The organism is Pseudomonas sp. DrBHI1, assembly GCF_002205115.1.
Classification (GTDB): Bacteria; Pseudomonadota; Gammaproteobacteria; order Pseudomonadales; family Pseudomonadaceae; genus Aquipseudomonas; species Aquipseudomonas mosselii.
The window spans coordinates 1-17,265 of record NZ_NIBE01000088.1 but is presented as its reverse complement, the minus strand read 5'-3'; the positions used below and the strand labels follow the sequence as shown (position 1 = coordinate 17,265).

Below are 17,265 nucleotides of genomic sequence, written 5' to 3'. Positions count from 1 at the left end.
GGCAGGCAAGCCGCCCCACCCCGGAGGTGCATCATGCGTACCACCCTGGCCAGCGCCCTGTTGCTGGTGCTGGCATTCGACAGCATGGCACAGGGCACCCCGACCGCGCAGGTCGAGGTGCGTTTCGACCACCCGGAAAAATTCCGCGATGCCAGCCTCGACAACCGCGGCTATCCCCAAGGCGCCGACCCGCAAGTGATGAAGGCCCTCACCCAGCACCTGCAGAAGCTCGGCCAGCGCTACCTGCGACCCGGCCAGCAACTGGTCATCGACATCCGCGACATCGACCTGGCCGGGCGCTTCGAGCCCTGGCACAGCCAGGCCTACGATGTGCGCTTCATGCGCGAGGTCACCTGGCCCAGCATCGACCTCGACTACACCCTTCAGCAGCCAGGGCAGGCCGCGCTCAAGGCCCAGGAACACCTGAGCGACAAGATGTACCTCAGCCGCCCCGGCCGCCTGGGCAGTAACGACCGGCTGTATGCGGAAAAGGCCATGCTCGGTGATTGGTTCCGTCAACGCTTCGCGCCGCCGTCCTGATCGTCACCGCGCCAGCCGGCGCAGGGCGATGGGCGCGATCAAGCGATGGAACGGCGCCACCGGCAGCATGTACAGGCGGCCCAGCCAGTTGTGCGTGCGCACCACGGTGCTGACCAGCACCTCGCACCGCCCCGGGGCCGTCGGGCGACGCATCAGGGCGATGTGTACGTCCAGATGATGATCGCGGTCGACCAACAGCACCTCATTCGCGCTGTTGCTGATCAACGTAAAGATGCCCACCCGCTCTCCGGGCTGGTAGCTGTCCGGGGCGCGGGCTGGATCGATGGCGGTCAACCGGCCCAGGTTCTTCAGCCCAAGCAGCCCGACCAGGCGATTGCGTAGGACCATCAGTTCGTCGATCCAGCCGGGCATGCTCGCCATCAGGCGCAGGAAGTGCGCCATGGCGGGCTGCCCGTCGTCCGCCAGGTCGATCGCCCGGCAATGACGGAAGCCCGCCTGCGCGGCGTGGGGGGCGATCAATGAGTCGGCGGGTATGGCTGCGGCATGGGTCATTGCGGTCTCGTCCGTGAAATCGACACATCGGCGCTGGGAGTCAGCGCCCATCGATTGTATCCTCGTCAGCCGACGACATGCCAAGGACGGATGCACCATGAGGACCCGCATGCTACGACCGGTCTCACCGGCAGGCACTGCCGGGGTATCGCCCCTATGAAGTATGTGCTGGTGATCCTGGCCAGCTATACCAGCGCCTGGTATCTGGTGGGCACCCTGATTCGCGGACGCTTGGCCGATATTGCCGAAGGCCTGCGCCATCGCCCGGACGCCCCGCCTCCAGGGCAGTACCTGCGAGAAGTCGAAGCCCACGCCCGCCGCGCACACCGCCACTACAGCCTGTTTGCGGGCACGCTGTTGGCCCTCGTGTTGGCGCTGCTCTGTTTCTGGCTCGACTGACGCCTAGAAATCCAGCGCCAGGCTCTGCCGCCCTTCCAGTGCCAACAGGAACTGCTTGGCCGGCAGGCCGCCGGCAAAACCGGTGAGACTGCCCGAGGCTCCGATCACCCGGTGGCACGGTGCGATGATCGAGATCGGGTTGCGTCCGTTGGCCGCGCCTACCGCACGGACCGCATCGGGCTTGCCGATCTGCCGTGCGATCTCGCCGTAGCTGCGGGTCTGGCCGAAGGGAATGGTCAACAGCGCCGCCCAGACCTCCCGCTGGAACTCGGTGCCGGCGAAATCCAGTTCCAGCTCGAAACGCTGGCGTTGCCCGGCAAAGTACTCGCCCAGCTGGCGGGCGGTCTCGCGCAGCACGCCGTGCCGGTCGTCGCGGTGCAGGTCGCCCAGGCGCACCCGGTTCTCCCGCTCGTGCTCCCACAGCACGGCGGCCAGCCGCTCGCCCCGCGCCACCAGGGTCAAGGGGCCGACAGGCGATTGCATGAGGGTGAAGGCACAAGACATGACAGGCTCCGGCAAGACGACGATCGCTGCACTCTACCCATCGCGGCACGACGGCGCATCCGCTTTCTTGCCCGGCCATCGCCACTGGCCAGCTTTGGCCTGCGCCTCGTACACTGAGGCGCCACTCGTTTTTCAAAGGATGGAAACACAGTGAACGACCCATCGCCCGACATCGTCATCGAACGTTTTGCCGAGCAGCATCTGCAGGGCATCACTGCGCTCTACAACGAACCTGCCGTGTGCCGCCAGGTACTGCAGATGCCCTATCAGTCCGTCGAAGTCTGGCGTGAGCGCCTGGCCACCTACCATGAGCGACAGGTCCGCCTGGTGGCGGTGCACCAGGGCCAGGTGATCGGTAACATCGGCCTCGACCAGAGCACGCGCATCCGCCAGGCGCACCTGGGCGAGCTGCTCATGGGTGTTGCCCAGGCCTGGCAAGGCAGGGGCGTCGGCTCGCGGCTGATGGCCGCCATCCTCGACATTGCCGACAACTGGATGAACCTGCGCCGGGTCCAGCTCACCGTCTACGCCGACAATGAGCCGGCGCTGGCGCTGTATCGCAAGTTCGGCTTCGAGACCGAAGGCCGGCTGCGCGATTACGGCGTGCGTGACGGGGTGTATGTCGATGCGCTGTGCATGGCGCGGATGCGTCAGCCGTGGAACACCATGCCCGCGTAGGGCTTGGCCCGACAGGCCGCCAGTCGCGACTGCAGATCGCCGACATGGGCTTCGAGCTGGTGGCCGTCCGGGTCGAGGAAGTACAGCGAATCGCCCTCGCTGCTGTCCTGTTTCCAAAGTTGCACGGCATGCTCATGCAAGCGCTGGGCGAATGCCGCGAAGTCGGCCTGGCGGATGGAAAATGCGTAGTGCGTGTAGTTGCGCTGTAAGTCGCCTGCCTCGATCTGGTCGACCGACAGGCACAGCCAAAGGTCGCCCAGACTCAGATAGGCACCGCGGTCCCAGCGCGCAGCAAGCTTGAAGCCCAGGACCTGCTGATAGAACACGATGCTGTCCGGCAGGCTGGAAACCGCCAGGGTGAGATGGTTGAGTCCGTTCAACATGAGGGGCACCTGAGGTGAAGTGAGGCGGGATCGCTTCACGGAGCGCGATGGAAACGAGCGCGCCCCGCTACGCTGCGATCATACCCGCGAACACATCAGCGCGGCATCGAGCAGACGCCCCTTGTCATACCAGGCATCACGCTGGTACGCCGAGAACTGATGCTGCCCGGCGGCGCCTTGAACTTTGACCAGCCCCTCGGCCTTGTTCGGGTCGGTGCTGGCGACAAACAGCTCCAGGGCGTCCTGGTTCTGCATGACATAGGTCGTGGCCGTATCGGGAAGCTCGGCCTTGACGCAGTTCAGGTACTCCGGCGGGCTTTTCGAGGTCATGCCGAAAGTGTTGTCTCGGCCCGCGCGGATATCGGGATCATGTGCGCAGCCGGCAAGCAACAGGCTGGCCACCACTGCCATCGTCAAACGGCTCATACAGACTCCAACCACCCCAGCAGCAAGCCCTGGACAGGGTCATACACCCACCACCCTTTTTAATAGTCTGCTTACGATCTACAAGACTAGCCCGGGGTGACGGGCACGGTAGGCCGGTTCGCTATATCGCCAGGCTTTCAGGTCGGCTTGTCGATTCGGTAGAGCACATGCGGGCGCAATGCATTGCCTTCAGGCACCGTTGGGTCGGGGAAGTCCTCCGCCGGGTCCGAACGCATACCCAGCCGCTCCATCAATGCCCGTGATGGGGTATTGATGCTGGAGGTGTAGCCGATGACTTGCCTTAATCCAAGCGTCGACCAGGCGTGCTCCAGGCATGCGCTGGCCGCCTCGAATGCGTAGCCCTGCCGCCAGTGGCTGCGTCCGAGGATCCAGCCGATTTCGACCTGCGGGCCGCCTGGGATATCATCCCCGGTCAGGGACAGCCCAAGCCCACCGACCAGTGCGCCATCGGCCTTGCGCTCGACGGCGACGAAACCGAACCCATGGACCTGCAGATGTTGATCGCAGTCCGCGAGCATCGACCGGGTTTGATCGGAAGACAGTATCGCAGGGTAGTAGTAGCGCCTGACTTCGGGGTCGGCATTGACGAGGGCAAAGGCCTCGATGTCCCGATCGGCCCAGGGGCGCAGGACAAGACGCGGTGTTTCGATGAACATGGGTAAACTGAAACTCCCTTCTACCAGGCACTCCTCGCAACAAGGAGGTTGCCATGCCACTACTGGATCTTGAGTCAATAGCGAAGGTTTGCCCCACGCGTGGAAATCCACCGTGCTGGGATAGGTGGGGTGTTCGAACATCAAGGTGCTGCGCATGGACCAGATGCCCGTCGAGGCAGAGGTGCATGACTACATCGAGGGGTTGCTGGTCATTTCGCAGAGCAGCGTTGCCGAGCGCTGATCCGCTCTCTCGTTGACCTCATACGATCCAACCATCCCATCAGAACTCCCCTGGCCGGCAAAGACTGAATCATATTCGATACCCGGCTGCTGGGTCGATGTTGCCGTGGCGTGCAGGCACAAGCGCCAGTTCAGGGGCCGTATCCCCAGGAATGGGGATCAGGCACCGGCCTGGAGAAACACAAAAACCGCCACCACATCCAAAGCCAGCACGGCAGCCACGACGAAGCTCATGAAATCGAAATCATTCTGGAACATGTCCGCTCTCCCCGCATGATCGCTTTCCTGGGTTCAAGCAACTCCCATTCCAGCCTGCCCGCGCCGGGGCCATGTCCATTGGTCAGGCGAGACGGGCGTTTCGGGCAAACAGGCGTTTACTGATGATCATGCCCCTGGCTCGCGCAAGGATGCCCATCAAGGTGTGCCCCCATGAGACGCATCCAGAAGATCATCCAGCAGCGCCGTCGGCAGCTGCATGTCCACATTCCGCCCAGCGAATTGAAGGGAATGCAGTGTGGCGATGGGCCCAGCGCGGCGAAACCGCTGCCACCGCGAGAGGTTCGTCAGGCAGGAATGAGAAGAACCGCACTCGAAGGGGCAGCCACTGACTGAGCAGGCCCTGCCCGAACCGTCAGCGAGCGCCAGCCGGATGCTGCGCGCTGCACTTGCCGTTGGAAGGCTCAGCCAATGACTGGCCCATGATCAGAGGTTGCAGGTGTATTGATACTCAAAGGGAAAGAAAACGGTGTTCACCACCAGGGAAAACGGCGCATCAATCAGTAAAAAAGGGATCAGCTTGCCTTTGGAGGTGCCGACCAGCCACCAATCGAACCTGAGGCCGATGTAGGGGCATCGGTGCTTGTCATAATCCATGCGCATGGCGGTAGCCATGCACCCACTCAAGCTGGCGATCAGCACCAGTAAAATCGCCTTGCAAATCACGTAACGTCCTTTTTGCTTCCTTGCACAGACCTCTATAGACGCCGTTGCGTGGCGTGGGTCACCCACTGGCGCCCATGGTGAAGAGGCTGAGTGAACTGGGGATCAGGAGAGCCCCATGCAACTGTCGTCACACCTACGCGACAATAGCCGCAATGTCTGGCCTCAACTCCCGCATTTATCACCCAACAGCTGGGTTACAGCGTGCGCATGCTGCTGTCGACGCATGCGCGTTGGCTCAACTCAAGCTCCGACTGGAACGAGCTGGACACGCTCAGGATTGGTATCAGATCGGTATCAGCTGAAAATCCAGCCACGTAAGTTACTGATAGGTAAGCGCTTTGATCTCCACCGCTAATATCACCATGCGCTATACGATGGGATTTGGCGGGTGGGGATGTGTCGATTTTGTTGGGCCAAATCCCCCTCAATCCCCTACCGGAACGCATCCGCTGGTTCGCAAATTGGTCCGAATCTGGTCTGAGATGCCCCATGCCGAATGTGCATAAGGCTTTCTAGGCACTGTACGAAAAGTAATGTCGTAAACACCGCCGCCAGCAAGCCAGCGTGAGCATCGCAGCGAAGCTTTCCGCTAGCTTGCAATAGCGTGTACCCAGGCGGCGGTGCTCCTTCAACCAACCAAATAGGCGTTCGATAGCGTTCCGCTGCCGATACTTGGGCTTGTCAAATAGCCGCGGCAAGCCCGGCTTCGGCTTGCGTTTCATGTCACGCAGCGGAATCACCGGCTGCATCCGATAGCGGTCGCAGTATTGCCGCAAGGATTCTGCGTCATAGCCTTTGTCGGCCAGGAGCCAGCGGCAGCGCTTGCGTGGCCTACCTCGATTCGAAGGGATGTGGACACCGTCCAGCAGGCGCTGAGCATGGGAGATGTCGCTGGCATTACCACCAGAGAGCGTGAAGAGGAGTGGGATGCCACGGGCGTCACTGACCATGTGAATTTTCGTCGTCAACCCGCCCCGGCTTCGTCCAAGTGCGTGGTCCGTTGGTTCTTCAGCCCCCCTTTTTTTGCCTGCTCCGGCAGAGGCTCGGGTGGCCCTCACGGCGGTTGAGTCGATGCACCAGGTGGTCAAGTCAATCTGGCCCTGTGCATTGAGTTTGAGGTGTAACCGCTTGAGCATTTTGTTGAAGGTTCCTTGGTTTCGCCAGTCTCGAAATCGTTGATAGACCGTCGACCACGGCCCGAATCGTTCAGGCATGTCCCGCCAGGTTGCACCTGAGCACAGCACCCACAACACGCCGTTGAGCATCAAGCGATCGTCAACTCTTGGGCGTCCTGTACGTCGATGTGCGGTGAAGAGGTCCGCGACTATTTCCCATTCTGCGCCGGAAAGTTCGTATCGCTTGGACATGGCAGAATCCTTCGCCTAAAAAGCGAGAACTCTACGGAAAATCAGGCCGCCAGAGACTCCGGTGAGGTTTCAAAGGTTTTTATACAGAACCTAGGGCCTTCGAAGACAGCCATCTCCGCGACAAGCATGGTAGCGAGGCGCCGACTTTCATTGTCGAGAAAGGCACGGGCTACTCGTTCACCTCCGAATACTGGCACCTCTATGCCGATGCCAACGAGGGGGTGGACAAGTATTCCTGTCAGGTGCAGATGGCGTTCACTGGTGAAGGTGAGTGCTACTCCCTGCGTGTTGGCGAAACCGACATGAAGAAGTCGCTGATTCTTGGCAGCGCGTACGGCGCCGAGGCCTTGGTACTGAACCTGTACACGGGCGGCACCAAGGTTGAATACGAGCAGATGTACGTTGGTAACATCCGCTACAGCGAAGAAGCCTACGACTGACTTCACTGCACAGCCGGCAGCGCTTTAGGAGTCCGCACCCTTTACCTGGCAGACCCCGTTGGCTCGGTTCTTACCGGTATATGAAACATCAGGCGAGCCATCCGGGTTGATCGACAGCGAGATAGTCACATCGCTGCCCTTGGCTTCGAAGTAGTTGTCGTTGAACTTCTTCAGCTTTGCTTCCTTGCCATTGATGTAGATCGGGCCGCCCTTGTCGGCGTGAACCTCGATGTTTCCTGGGCATGTGGCGTTCACCAGCGGAATACCGGCTTGGGCCGCGCCAGACACCACCAACAATGTCCCCAACACTAATCTCTTCATCTCACACTCCTTGGTGGATTGACCGAGAAGGAAGCAATAGCCCAATTTGGAGCTGCCCACCAGTACCTCAACGATTATCGTGCAGCTCAGGCGGCCATGCGCTGAAGAAGATGTAGACGCCTGGTCCACCGATCCAGGCCCAGCTGATGCTTGGCCACACTACCGCCGCAGCGATCCAAGCGACGATCAGAGTTGCCCCAGTGCGCCGCCGGCGCCTTGGAGTGAGCCACTCCTGCAAAGCCTTGTGCCTCTCCCGCAACCCCATTACCACGCTCCTTGTTTGGTAAGCGGCGAAGCATACCACTCGCTTAACTGAGCCACATACGGCGTTGCCCGCCAGCGCCTTCCCCTATTCAACGATAACGCCGACCCAGAGGAGATGACCATGCCAACAGAAAACCGATCCAGCAACATGCACAGGGCAAGCTACGCGCCCCTAGAGGACGGCTCGATTGCCAGAGCTGTGTTACAGGAAAGGTCTGAGCTGGGATCGAGGCTGAAAGTCGCAGATCCTCTGCGACTTCGGATCAACCTGACAACGGAGCTTGAGCTTTCTGGCTGAGGAAGATGACCCAAGCGTCATATGACTTCTGGTGCCAGGCCACCGCATCGTCCCAAGGGACGCCTTTAATCTCGCCGCTAGAAACCAGGTACCTGAGCCTGGAACTTGAGGCATCCAGTTCGAGGAGGTGCCGATGAGCCATGTATCGAAAATCATCATTGCTTAGCATTGGACTGATGTCCTAAAGGGCTGGCCCGAGAATACGTGCCGATGTCCCTGCGCCGTCATTGTGACACTAAATTGAAGCGATCACTTAGGGAATCCGTACGGAGCACATTTATACTCCATCCAACTGTACCTCTCTCCCTCTACTTTGCGAGTCGCGATCCCTTCCTCGGCAAGGGTTGTCTCGCTTGAACGGGTATCGCCGGAAAGGTGGTTGCAACCCATTCCTTCGCATGCTGCAGCGCCCATGCCATTGCCGCACTCATGGTCTGCCCCTTGCAGTCTGCATAGCTCTCTTCGACCAGCATTTCACCCTTCTCTTTGTAGATACCAAAGAAGAGCTGGGTAGCCCCGAGAGGCGAAGTGCGCACTTGTACATTGATCAGGGTGCCGCAGGACAGACGCTCATCGCAGTTGCGGAAATGCAGCTGCGGATCGGCCCAATCCCAGTACACCTTCCCGCGATTACGCATGGTCGGGCCTTCGAGAAGAATGGAAGAAAGTTGACGTAACAGTCAGCGTATAGAGCTTCCTCAGCTTATCCAGAAATAAATTGAATCGGTTACGAACTTTCACAACTGCCGCGATATGGCGGCCAAGGAATCGTCATGTCTGAAATACTCAAACTGGAGCGCGGCCGCACCTATCGCGGCAAGAAGCCCGCATGCGTGCGCAGCTGCGGCTTGTTCAATGATCGAGCCGTCATCTATGTCGGCGTGGACGAGGTCCAGTACGACGGACCATCGGTGGCACCTGGGCGGTACTATCCGCGCATGCCGATCAAGAAGTTCTTGGAGTGGGCCGGCCATGACGTGACCGACGAGCTGCCGGCGGGATAATACGCATCCTGGCCACCAGCAAAGCAGGCAGCATCATGATTGCCCTCGCCAACATGGCCTACCTGATCAGGAAGGCGCCGCGATGACCAACATCTTCGGAATCACCGATGAGGAGTGCTTCGAGATCATGCGAGCTGCCGACGAGGCCCAGACCCAGTACCTTCTAGATCAGCAGGCGCGCAACGCCCCCGTGCTGGAAAAAGTAAAGGCGCTGATTGGCGATGAGGAGTTCGCCCAGGTCGAGAAAGAGATTGAAACGGCCGCTTGCTTGGCGGTCATGACCTTGGTCATCCTTGTTTAAATTGGTGATGTGAGCAAATCTGTCAGCTTTGAATGGAGGTATTCCAATGAAGCTCCGATTTATTGTTCATCCCGAGAACGGCACCGAGCATGGCAAGTGGACTGGCAGTAAGGTCTACGGCGTCTTTGATACTCAAGGGCTGAACTCGCCAACGCTAATTCTCTCGCATGAAACAAGAGAGGCGGCTCAGCGCCATTGCGATCGTCTGAACGATGAGGAAACAGGAAAGAAGGGATAAGCCTCCATTTTAGCCCTCCTCACCCGCATTCTTGTTAGCTGCGAGATGCCCAAAGCACGCCAATGGTTGCGCCCATCAGGTGGGCGTGATCTGCGTTATGGATGCTGCCGATGTCGGCAAGGATCTCGGCCTGGAGCCAGTCCCACACCTGAGGGGCTGGAGCCAAGCGGATACCGAAATCGGCGAGATCGGACAGCTCAAGCAGTGACGACGGAGGGTATGGCCTATCCACGGATCACCTTGAGCTTGAAATGATGGCTTGATGCCGGTATTAAGTGCGTCCTTTCAAATGTAGGGATACTCATTCCATGTTCCGCGTTCAAAGCGTTTCTATCTTGGCGTTCGCGCTTGCCACAGTAACTCTGGCCGGATGTGTAGCGGCGCCTACATGGATCAACAGAGGGCCAACAGATCTGGTCACCGGCTCAGGCCTGATCTCTTGCTATACGGACGCGAACATCATTGATGGCGAAAGGATGGAAGGCACTATCTGTGCTACGCCCGAGTCGGGCTTCTTCGGCGGCGGTGAGCCAGAGATTTACTTCGGCCCATGGAATAGAAAATTCATGAAAGAGCCTGCAAGCACAACAACTGCTGGTATTACTCGCGACTACCGAGGCAAGAAGGTGTTTCTGCAGTGCACCCCTGTGCTTGGCAAAGATGAAAAAACCGAGGTTGGGCGCGACTGCAAGGTAACGATCAATGGTCAGTTAATCGTCAGCGCGAACGTGATTTTCAAAAAGTAGGCTATATACATGCCGCACTCACCTGCGGCACACCTACCCTTCCCCGCCGTCCAGCAGCACATCAATCAGTTTCTGCTCCGCCAGCCTGAGCATGGCCAGGGACTGAGGGTCGTCGGCGACTGGGCCGAAGGCAAATAGCTCAACCTGGCCAGCCGGGTCGCGCATGGCCATGACGCCAATGCTGCAAACCGGAAGCTCTCCACTATCCAGTTGATCCGCGATCTTGCGCAGGGTCTTAGCAGCATCGCGCCAGTTCTCACGCTGGAACTCGACGACCTTCATTTGGACACCATCTTGTGCGTCTCGGCGTGGGCATGGCCATGGCCGCGGACTGGGCTTGTACCTGGTGGCAAGGAGCTGAGAGCGCGGGCGAGCAAGGTGCGCGCAGCCTGATTTCACCGGCTGGCCTTGGAGACAGGGCCAGACGGGAAATCAACCGCCCTGGAGGGCAAGACGATGGCTGCACACCCAAACAGCCCAAACGGGTGCTTCGAACGTAACCTGCCACTTTTCGTCCAGAGATCGACGGGCTTGGTAACCCACAGAGTGAAAGTTGCGACCACCATTTGAGAGCGGTTGCAACTACGAGACGCTGGTTCCTAAGCGAGGGTATCTGTAGGCTGTGCCACCAAGGTTTTCCCACCCGAATCTTTCAAACATTGCCTTCAGTCGAGCATGATCGTTCGCGTTGTAGTCCGTTAAATCGAAAGTGATTACGACAGCCACTTCCCTGCCTCCAATTAGGCCGGCCCCGTGCCGGTCACCCGTAATACCCCATCCCACCCCAAATTGCCACCATGCCGCCATCAGCACGGAGGGCAGCGCATGAGGTAAGCAAGGCCGTACACAACGAGGTCTTACTCATCAAGCAGGCTGACCAGGCTAGGCTGGATATGCTTTGCCCAAAATAGGAAGGCTCGCTCAAGCACCGCGAGGATGTCGTGAGTATGGCCAGAGTCGTTAACGAGAAGACGCCAAGACCGATCTACAAGTGGACGACCTACCGCCATGCCCGCAGCAAAAACCGATTCTAAGCGCCAATCGACTATGACCGTAATATTCGCGTTGTAGTGCCTGTCAACGCCAAAATGCTTGTTGCTATTTGCAATATGCTGGCAGATTCGCAAATCAGATGACTGCTGACGAATCCACATTTGGTACTCGGACAGGGTTTTACCGGTCAACAGCACGGATCCGCCAAGTCGCCCGTCGCCATCTTGTTGGCTGAATTTCCATACCCAGTCTGTCAGCTGCCAGGCGGTAATGCACGCATCAAACGCTGCATAGACGGCTGGGTAGAATGCCGCTGCTTTGTCTTCGTGAGTCAGATGGGTCCGGAGCTGCTGAATGTTCCAGTGGAGCTTCACGAGAAGATGGACTGGAGAGTCCAACTGAAATGTTTGCAGTGGCCTTGCCATTTCCCAATCACGTCCGCTGAGTGCAATGGCGGAATATTAGCACCATCCCATCCCAACATAACTATGAGCGCCCCCGGCGAGGGCGACGCATACATGGAGAAAGCCATGAGCAACTACAACTGCGACTACGTTCGCCGCCACTACGACGTGCCCGCCGAGATCGGGCGCCGCGTGATCGCCAACGGTGAGCCCGGCGTCATCATGGCAGACCGAGGCCAGTACATCGGCGTCATCCTCGACAACGACCCGAAGAAGCGCATCCGCAACTACCACCCCACCTGGGAAATGCAGTACGGCGAGATGGCCGAAACGCTGCCGCTCAAGCAGTGGGAAGTCCTCACCAACGGCATGTACGACTGGGACGACGTGAAGTACATGCTGGGCGATGCCCGCCATTACGTGCAGCGCGTGTGGGCAGCTACCCGCAGCCAGGCCAAGTACCGGGCCTATCAGGAACTGGCCGAGTGCTTCAACGACGACGCCACCGCTATGCTGACCTTCAAGGTGCGCGCAGCCTGAACAACCAGCGCCACGTCAGCCTGACGTTAACTGCCCGATCACCTAGTTCCCCATCACCAGGCTGCATCGGAGAGCCTTCCCGACCCTACATCAACATGTTCAGGGAGACAGGCGGGATCGGCTCTCCAATGCAGCCACCCGAGAGACATCATGGACACGATCACCATAGGGCAATGGATTGGCCATCTTGGCCGGGGCCTGGCTCCTCGTGAGCTGGAGTGCGTTCTCGATGTTGCCCAGGGCCTGACCTCGAAAGAGATCGCCCGGCACTTCGGCATCAGCGAGGGCGGCGTCGAGAAGCGCATCGCTGCGGCCATGTTCAAGCTCGACGTGCCCCGCCGGGCGGCCCTGGTCGCCGAGGCCATGCGCCGCAACATCATCAAGCCCCATGTGCTTCCTGCTGGCATCTCTGATTGCCATGCACGCGGTCATCGACGACAGCGACCCCATGCGCCGCGACCGTCGTGTGCCCGAGCGGCGCACCGCCCAGGTTCGAATCGTTCGCAAGGCCGAAGCCTTCGAACTCCACGCCTGAATCCCACCAGAGGATCACCCCATGCATCCAGCCATCCGTGAACGGCGGCAAGGCCTTGAGGCCCTGCGCTCTCGATCAGTCATTGCCACAGTTGAGCTCTACGAGATGATTGGCCGCCATGCCCCGGTGCCTGGGCCGCTGTTCCAAGCCGTAGCAAAGGGCAAGGCCTGGCACATCATCGAGGTCGCGACCGGCAAGACCAAGGGCTTCTGCTTCAGCTACAAGGCCGCGATGGTGTTTGTGGATGCGATGGAGGCAGGAGCGGCGACAAAGCGGAGTGCCCTGCAATGATCGGCGCGCAAAACGAAAAGCATCCTCGCACATTAAAGAGTTCTGTAAGGAATGCCTGACTTAACAACCTCGATCTTTATTTCACCCATACCTCGATTCTGAATGCAGATTTTCTGTAGAAACATCTGCATCGCAACCGCCGCGAGGTCTTGATTCGCCACGGGACCGATGTGTATCGCCTTAACGCACTTCAACGGAATGTCTTTTGAAAGGTAAGGAATCAGCAGACTCCCCTTTGCGCGATAGAGAATATTTTCAGAGTAAGAGCTGGCAGACTCGTAAGAGCGGACCTCTGACTCTTCGACAAAATGCTGACTTTTAAAGACATCACAAAACGCTAAGAGCTTTTGCTTTACTCTGTCAACCTCTGACCTCTCCGGAACAGCATGAGCCTTTATCCCCCCCCCAAAAATAGCCAGCGCTCTGTCTACAGCGACCTCCATGCTTTCTTCCTTGAGCTGATCAGAGTAAATACAATCAACCAAATTAAGATACTTTCGCACCTCACCCCTATCAAACTCAATAGCATAATCACCATATGATCGCCACTGACTAAGCAGGTCCTTTTCAGTACTGAATGAGCAAACAAATCTTGGCTCAAGATGAAGCGTTTTCTGGAAGAAAGAAGATCCCATATCCTCCAGATACGCACATGCTTTGTGCTTAAAGCTGCCTTTTTCCTGCTGGGACGCCACCTTCTTTATGGCGGCCTCAATAAATCGAGCTCCATCATGAAACTCTTGCGAGTCGTTCAAGAAGCGCACGTCCGTCAGCCATATTTTTTGAAATTCAAGAATCGACTTAACAGCATTGGCATCGGTGTAGTGAAAAAGTGACATAGACCTGCCTCGACACAAATAACGCCAATTATTAACTTATTTCAGACCAAATCGCCACCATGCCGCCACCAGCACGGAGGCGCCGCATGCATGGAGAAAGCCATGATCGAAGCCACCGAGAAGCAGCTCGGCCTGCTCTGGCACACCCTGGGCCTGTGCGCTGAGCGCTCGGACCGCCGCAGCATCACCCGCAACCACTTCCTCACCAGCCCGGGCTACGACGACTCGAACAACCTGGATGTGCTGGTGGCCGCCGGCCTGATGACCTGCGGCAAGGCTCCGGCCTTCTGCTCCGAGGACGAGGTGGTGTATCGCGCCACGGACGAGGGCAAGCAGTTCGCCCTGGACAAGCTGCCACCGCCCCCTCCACCGGCCAAGCGAACCAGGTTCGACGAGTACCTGGACGAGTGCGAGTGCTACGACGGCTTCGCTCATTTCCTCGGCATCAACATGCCACAGTATCAGCAGCGCGGCAGCTGGGGTAAGTGGGAGTACCGCATGGTTCGCTACCCCCGGGGCAGCGCGTACCGCCAGTATCGGCGCCACTACGACTTCGAACGCTGGTCTATCTACGAGCCGCTCGAGGTTGCCGGCGAGTGGGCTCCGACCATGAAGGAAGCCAAGGCGAGCTACAAGGCGGCACTCAAGGAATTCCGCGCCAACCCCAAGATACCGCTCAACGACTTCGATCGCCTCTACTCCGCCTGACCCTCAGGTGCTGCCCGCCAGCGCCTCAAACCTGGTCTTTGACCTCAGGCTTAAGGCAGTACTTCTCATGCTCTTGCTGTGAATAGCAGCCCTTGTCGCAGTTCAGGTAGTTCTCATAGTTCTGGCTCATGATAATGATCCCAACAGCCGAGACGATTAAACACAAAAAAGCCAATGGGCCAGGAGCTGGAACCGCCACGATTAACCCCAACAAAAACATTGCAACGCCAACACATAACCATCCTTTCGAATATTTTTTGGCCACTATAAGGCCTCCCTGCTCATGATTTGGCGAAGCATACCATCGCCTCGCCGAGCCACGCATATAGCGCTGCCCGCCAGCGCCTTCCCCTATTCAACGATAACGCCTCCCCGGCGAGGGCGGCGCCTGCACGCAAGGACCACACGATGGCCGAATACAACATCGTCAGCATGAGCGGCGGCAAAGACAGTACGGCCACCCTGCTGGTCGCCCGCGAGCTGGAGGTGCCGAACCTCAGCGCCGTCTTCGCAGATACTGGGCACGAGCACCCGGCCACCTATGACTACGTGCACTATCTGGCCGATGCTGTTGGGGTGCCGATCCGCTGGGTAAAGGCCGACTTCACCAGGCAGATCGCCGGCAAGCGCAAGTTCATCGAGACGAAGTGGCGCGAGAAAGGGGTGCCCGAGGCGGTGGTGCTGTCGGCCCTGGAGGTGCTCCACCCCACCGGCAACCCATTCCTCGACATGTGTCTCTGGAAAGGCCGCTTCCCCAGCACCAAGGCGCGATTCTGCACTGATGAGCTCAAGCGAAACCCGATCATTGAGGACGTGTTCCTGCCACTGATGACCAGCGATAACCTGGTGCTGTCCTGGCAGGGCGTGCGAGCTGATGAGTCGCTGGCCCGGCGATACCTGACCGAGTGCGACGAAGTCGGCGGAGGCCTGTTCAACTACCGCCCCATTCTGAAATGGACGGTGGATGCGGTGTTCGAGGCGCACCGGGCCGCAGGCATAAAGCCAAACCCGCTGTACCTTCAAGGCTGCAACCGCGTCGGATGCATGCCTTGCATCATGTGCGCGAAGGATGAGCTGCGTGAGATCGCCACCAGGTGGCCAGAAGAAGTCGCCAGAGTGCGCGAGTGGGAACGCCTGGTGAGCATCGGCAGCAAGCGCGGCGCGGCCACGTTTTTCGCCACCGTCACCGACCCTACAGTCCGATCCGACGAGAAGGTCAGCGCCGAGACCCACGGCATAGACCGCATGGCGGACTGGTCGAAGACGTCACGCGGCGGACGCCAGTTTGACATGGTCGACCTCATCGCCCGCTCCGACAGCCAGAACCGGTGCTCATCGGCCTACGGCCTTTGCGAATAGACCTTAAGGCTTGGCAGGAAAGCGCTTCGGCGAATTCCTATCGTATAGCTGCCAGAGCTGTCGCCGAATATTGTGTTCATCAATGCTTCCGGAATCGCCAAGATCAAAACTCTTGATGGCAATTTGGATAGCGGAAAAGCACGTCCGGTCAATTTGATGCTCGAAGTCAGTTAGCTGGATTCCTCGCAGACTGCTGACGGCAAACTTCAGCCGTTCAAGGTCTGACCCGGAATGGGTCACTAAGGTCTCTACGGCGTTCTTTAGCTCAAAGTGAATTTCATCTTTCCCGTACAAAGCGCTTTCCTCCCGGCGTTCGCCAACCGAAACATCAATACCCCATGCGAAGACAATTCGCCAGCACTGCGAGGTATCCCCATGCCCACAGAAAACCGATCCAGCCACACCGATCACTCTGGAACGTAGGGCATGAACTCACCAAGCAGCTCGCGAGCGGCAGGCACGGCGTACTCGAGCAGTTCCAAAGGGACGTCCCGTTCGAATAGCGTCACCTCGAACTTGAGCGTCTCATCGTTTCGGAAAATCTCGAAGATGATTTGGTCGCCGCGCGAGCACTCAAGACCCAAACCATCATGCCCTTCGGTGACGCTTGAGGCTCGGCAAAACGCGTACTCAACTCCATGAACTATCACCGGGTGTCCTCCTGAAAAGGCTGAACGTACCCGGAAACGCTCCAGCTGTAACCCCTCTCCCCTCTATTCACTGCCGCGATATGGCGGCCAAGGAATCGTCATGCCCGAAGGAAATCAGGCGGCACGCTGGTGCCCGGATGAATGCCCCATCACCGAGCGCCAGTTCTTCATGTGGATTGAACACCCTGATGGCAGCATGGTGCCGACCTATGGCGGCCCGTTAGACAGCTACACGATCCCGGTTCGTGATGGTGAAGAAGGCTTTTGCTGCGACCGGTTCGACCACGACCTGGGCGACTGGCGCGACAGCGAGACAGTCGGCCTGAAGTTGATCAACGACCAGAGCGACGAATGCGAGCACGGCCAAGTCGCCGAGCTGCTGGCGGAAATTGAACGACTCAAGGGCCAGAGCCGGACCATCACGCTCTCCGGCTGCGAGTTCACCGAGGACGATCTGCTCCGAAAGGCGGTGCGGATGGTGAACGGCACCAGTCGACGCAAGACCCCACGCTGGGTGCTGATGAAGGATGTCTTCTGCTGTGGGTCTGGCGTCGCCCACGCGCTGTGCAGGCGCTTGGAAGTGTCAGATTTTTTGTGTGCGGGCCGGTAACGGCCTGCCGTCAGGCAGGCCCTGACTTTCACCAGGTCGGCCTGATGAACCGATC

At 58.9% G+C, this 17,265-nt stretch carries 27 protein-coding genes and 3 pseudogenes; 15 read left to right on the top strand and 15 right to left on the bottom strand.

Annotated features, from left to right (window positions below):
* The first annotated feature begins 33 nt into the window (after positions 1-33).
* Positions 34-540 (top strand): DUF3016 domain-containing protein, encoded by a 507-nt coding sequence (locus CC207_RS18195; protein ID WP_028688966.1) that lies wholly within the window; start codon positions 34-36, stop codon positions 538-540.
* Between the two features lie 3 nt (positions 541-543).
* Here CC207_RS18195 and CC207_RS18190 read toward each other — a convergent pair whose 3' ends face one another.
* Entirely contained in the window at positions 544-1,053 is a 510-nt protein-coding gene (locus CC207_RS18190; protein WP_028688967.1) for a DUF2867 domain-containing protein, read from the bottom strand.
* 156 nt (positions 1,054-1,209) lie between these two features.
* On the opposite strand from CC207_RS18190, the gene CC207_RS18185 reads away from it, so the two are divergent.
* Positions 1,210-1,452, top strand: a complete 243-nt coding sequence (locus tag CC207_RS18185) for a hypothetical protein (RefSeq protein WP_028688968.1) — start codon at positions 1,210-1,212, stop codon at positions 1,450-1,452.
* Positions 1,453-1,455: 3 nt separating this feature from the next.
* Here CC207_RS18185 and CC207_RS18180 read toward each other — a convergent pair whose 3' ends face one another.
* Complete coding sequence (locus CC207_RS18180; protein ID WP_088852522.1) at positions 1,456-1,956, bottom strand: methylated-DNA--[protein]-cysteine S-methyltransferase; 501 nt, start codon at positions 1,954-1,956, stop codon at positions 1,456-1,458.
* A 150-nt stretch (positions 1,957-2,106) separates the two neighbouring features.
* On the opposite strand from CC207_RS18180, the gene CC207_RS18175 reads away from it, so the two are divergent.
* Positions 2,107-2,634, top strand: coding sequence for a GNAT family N-acetyltransferase (locus CC207_RS18175; RefSeq protein ID WP_088852521.1), 528 nt, complete (start codon positions 2,107-2,109; stop codon positions 2,632-2,634).
* Here the strand turns inward: CC207_RS18175 and fos are convergent.
* The 4 genes from fos to CC207_RS18150 form a co-directional block, all read right to left on the bottom strand.
* Positions 2,607-3,017, bottom strand: coding sequence for a fosfomycin resistance glutathione transferase (gene fos / locus CC207_RS18170; protein ID WP_088852520.1), 411 nt, complete (start codon positions 3,015-3,017; stop codon positions 2,607-2,609). The two genes, CC207_RS18175 and fos, sit on opposite strands and share 28 nt — an antisense overlap.
* 78 nt (positions 3,018-3,095) lie before the next feature.
* The gene (locus CC207_RS18165) at positions 3,096-3,443 is read right to left on the bottom strand and encodes a hypothetical protein (protein WP_232108862.1); all 348 of its coding nucleotides are present in this window, start codon (positions 3,441-3,443) and stop codon (positions 3,096-3,098) included.
* Positions 3,444-3,580: 137 nt separating this feature from the next.
* Complete coding sequence (locus CC207_RS18160) at positions 3,581-4,120, bottom strand: GNAT family N-acetyltransferase (protein ID WP_088852519.1); 540 nt, start codon at positions 4,118-4,120, stop codon at positions 3,581-3,583.
* 942 nt (positions 4,121-5,062) lie between these two features.
* Positions 5,063-5,302: a YceK/YidQ family lipoprotein gene (locus tag CC207_RS18150; protein ID WP_088852518.1), complete on the bottom strand. Its 240-nt coding sequence runs from the start codon at positions 5,300-5,302 to the stop codon at positions 5,063-5,065.
* Between the two features lie 86 nt (positions 5,303-5,388).
* On the opposite strand from CC207_RS18150, the pseudogene CC207_RS27740 reads away from it, so the two are divergent.
* Positions 5,389-5,620: pseudogene (locus CC207_RS27740) on the top strand (site-specific integrase); the annotation flags it as partial.
* Positions 5,621-5,814: 194 nt separating this feature from the next.
* Here the strand turns inward: CC207_RS27740 and CC207_RS18145 are convergent.
* Positions 5,815-6,669: an IS5 family transposase gene (locus tag CC207_RS18145; protein WP_088852517.1), complete on the bottom strand. Its 855-nt coding sequence runs from the start codon at positions 6,667-6,669 to the stop codon at positions 5,815-5,817.
* 221 nt (positions 6,670-6,890) lie between these two features.
* Here CC207_RS18145 and CC207_RS18140 point away from each other — a divergent pair, with 221 nt between their 5' ends.
* Positions 6,891-7,109 (top strand): hypothetical protein, encoded by a 219-nt coding sequence (locus tag CC207_RS18140; protein WP_028688977.1) that lies wholly within the window; start codon positions 6,891-6,893, stop codon positions 7,107-7,109.
* A 24-nt stretch (positions 7,110-7,133) separates the two neighbouring features.
* Here the strand turns inward: CC207_RS18140 and CC207_RS18135 are convergent, their stop codons facing one another.
* Complete coding sequence (locus tag CC207_RS18135; protein ID WP_028688978.1) at positions 7,134-7,430, bottom strand: hypothetical protein; 297 nt, start codon at positions 7,428-7,430, stop codon at positions 7,134-7,136.
* Between the two features lie 870 nt (positions 7,431-8,300).
* Entirely contained in the window at positions 8,301-8,630 is a 330-nt protein-coding gene (locus CC207_RS18120; protein WP_028688980.1) for a hypothetical protein, read from the bottom strand.
* A 135-nt stretch (positions 8,631-8,765) separates the two neighbouring features.
* Between CC207_RS18120 and CC207_RS18115 the strand changes: the two genes are divergently transcribed.
* The 3 genes from CC207_RS18115 (at position 8,766) to CC207_RS18105 (ending at position 9,535) form a co-directional block, all read left to right on the top strand.
* Positions 8,766-8,996: a hypothetical protein gene (locus tag CC207_RS18115; RefSeq protein ID WP_088852516.1), complete on the top strand. Its 231-nt coding sequence runs from the start codon at positions 8,766-8,768 to the stop codon at positions 8,994-8,996.
* A gap of 82 nt (positions 8,997-9,078) precedes the next feature.
* Positions 9,079-9,297: a hypothetical protein gene (locus tag CC207_RS18110; protein WP_069016745.1), complete on the top strand. Its 219-nt coding sequence runs from the start codon at positions 9,079-9,081 to the stop codon at positions 9,295-9,297.
* Positions 9,298-9,343: 46 nt separating this feature from the next.
* The gene (locus CC207_RS18105; RefSeq protein WP_069016746.1) at positions 9,344-9,535 is read left to right on the top strand and encodes a hypothetical protein; all 192 of its coding nucleotides are present in this window, start codon (positions 9,344-9,346) and stop codon (positions 9,533-9,535) included.
* Positions 9,536-9,572: 37 nt separating this feature from the next.
* Here CC207_RS18105 and CC207_RS27735 read toward each other — a convergent pair.
* Positions 9,573-9,767: pseudogene (locus CC207_RS27735) on the bottom strand (hypothetical protein); the annotation flags it as partial.
* A gap of 76 nt (positions 9,768-9,843) precedes the next feature.
* On the opposite strand from CC207_RS27735, the gene CC207_RS18095 reads away from it, so the two are divergent.
* Positions 9,844-10,281: a hypothetical protein gene (locus tag CC207_RS18095; protein WP_069016747.1), complete on the top strand. Its 438-nt coding sequence runs from the start codon at positions 9,844-9,846 to the stop codon at positions 10,279-10,281.
* Between the two features lie 33 nt (positions 10,282-10,314).
* On the opposite strand, the gene CC207_RS18090 is transcribed toward CC207_RS18095, so the two are convergent.
* Positions 10,315-10,563, bottom strand: a complete 249-nt coding sequence (locus tag CC207_RS18090; RefSeq protein WP_069016748.1) for a hypothetical protein — start codon at positions 10,561-10,563, stop codon at positions 10,315-10,317.
* Between the two features lie 575 nt (positions 10,564-11,138).
* A complete protein-coding gene (locus CC207_RS18085) occupies positions 11,139-11,699 on the bottom strand; it encodes a hypothetical protein (RefSeq protein ID WP_088852515.1) in 561 nt (186 codons plus the stop codon).
* 105 nt (positions 11,700-11,804) lie between these two features.
* Here CC207_RS18085 and CC207_RS18080 point away from each other — a divergent pair, with 105 nt between their 5' ends.
* The 3 genes and pseudogenes from CC207_RS18080 (at position 11,805) to CC207_RS18070 (ending at position 13,044) form a co-directional block, all read left to right on the top strand.
* A complete protein-coding gene (locus tag CC207_RS18080; protein ID WP_069017565.1) occupies positions 11,805-12,218 on the top strand; it encodes a hypothetical protein in 414 nt (137 codons plus the stop codon).
* 150 nt (positions 12,219-12,368) lie between these two features.
* Positions 12,369-12,753, top strand: a pseudogene (locus tag CC207_RS18075) (LuxR C-terminal-related transcriptional regulator).
* 21 nt (positions 12,754-12,774) lie between these two features.
* Positions 12,775-13,044 (top strand): hypothetical protein, encoded by a 270-nt coding sequence (locus tag CC207_RS18070; protein ID WP_069017563.1) that lies wholly within the window; start codon positions 12,775-12,777, stop codon positions 13,042-13,044.
* Between the two features lie 32 nt (positions 13,045-13,076).
* On the opposite strand, the gene CC207_RS18065 is transcribed toward CC207_RS18070, so the two are convergent.
* Positions 13,077-13,883, bottom strand: coding sequence for a DUF2971 domain-containing protein (locus tag CC207_RS18065; protein ID WP_088852514.1), 807 nt, complete (start codon positions 13,881-13,883; stop codon positions 13,077-13,079).
* Between the two features lie 102 nt (positions 13,884-13,985).
* Between CC207_RS18065 and CC207_RS18060 the strand changes: the two genes are divergently transcribed.
* Together CC207_RS18060 and CC207_RS18050 are read left to right on the top strand one after the other, a co-directional pair.
* Positions 13,986-14,591 carry a hypothetical protein gene (locus CC207_RS18060; RefSeq protein ID WP_083242105.1) on the top strand — a complete coding sequence of 202 codons (606 nt, stop codon included), beginning with the start codon at positions 13,986-13,988 and terminating at the stop codon, positions 14,589-14,591.
* Between the two features lie 408 nt (positions 14,592-14,999).
* Positions 15,000-15,950, top strand: a complete 951-nt coding sequence (locus CC207_RS18050; RefSeq protein WP_088852513.1) for a phosphoadenosine phosphosulfate reductase family protein — start codon at positions 15,000-15,002, stop codon at positions 15,948-15,950.
* Positions 15,951-15,953: 3 nt separating this feature from the next.
* On the opposite strand, the gene CC207_RS18045 is transcribed toward CC207_RS18050, so the two are convergent.
* On the bottom strand, positions 15,954-16,352 hold the full coding sequence (locus CC207_RS18045) for a hypothetical protein (protein ID WP_143496131.1): 399 nt from the start codon (positions 16,350-16,352) through the stop codon (positions 15,954-15,956).
* A gap of 5 nt (positions 16,353-16,357) precedes the next feature.
* Positions 16,358-16,600, bottom strand: a complete 243-nt coding sequence (locus CC207_RS18040; RefSeq protein WP_069017883.1) for a hypothetical protein — start codon at positions 16,598-16,600, stop codon at positions 16,358-16,360.
* A gap of 100 nt (positions 16,601-16,700) precedes the next feature.
* Here CC207_RS18040 and CC207_RS27730 point away from each other — a divergent pair, with 100 nt between their 5' ends.
* Entirely contained in the window at positions 16,701-17,210 is a 510-nt protein-coding gene (locus CC207_RS27730) for a hypothetical protein (protein WP_256582112.1), read from the top strand.
* The last annotated feature ends 55 nt before the right edge of the window (positions 17,211-17,265 follow it).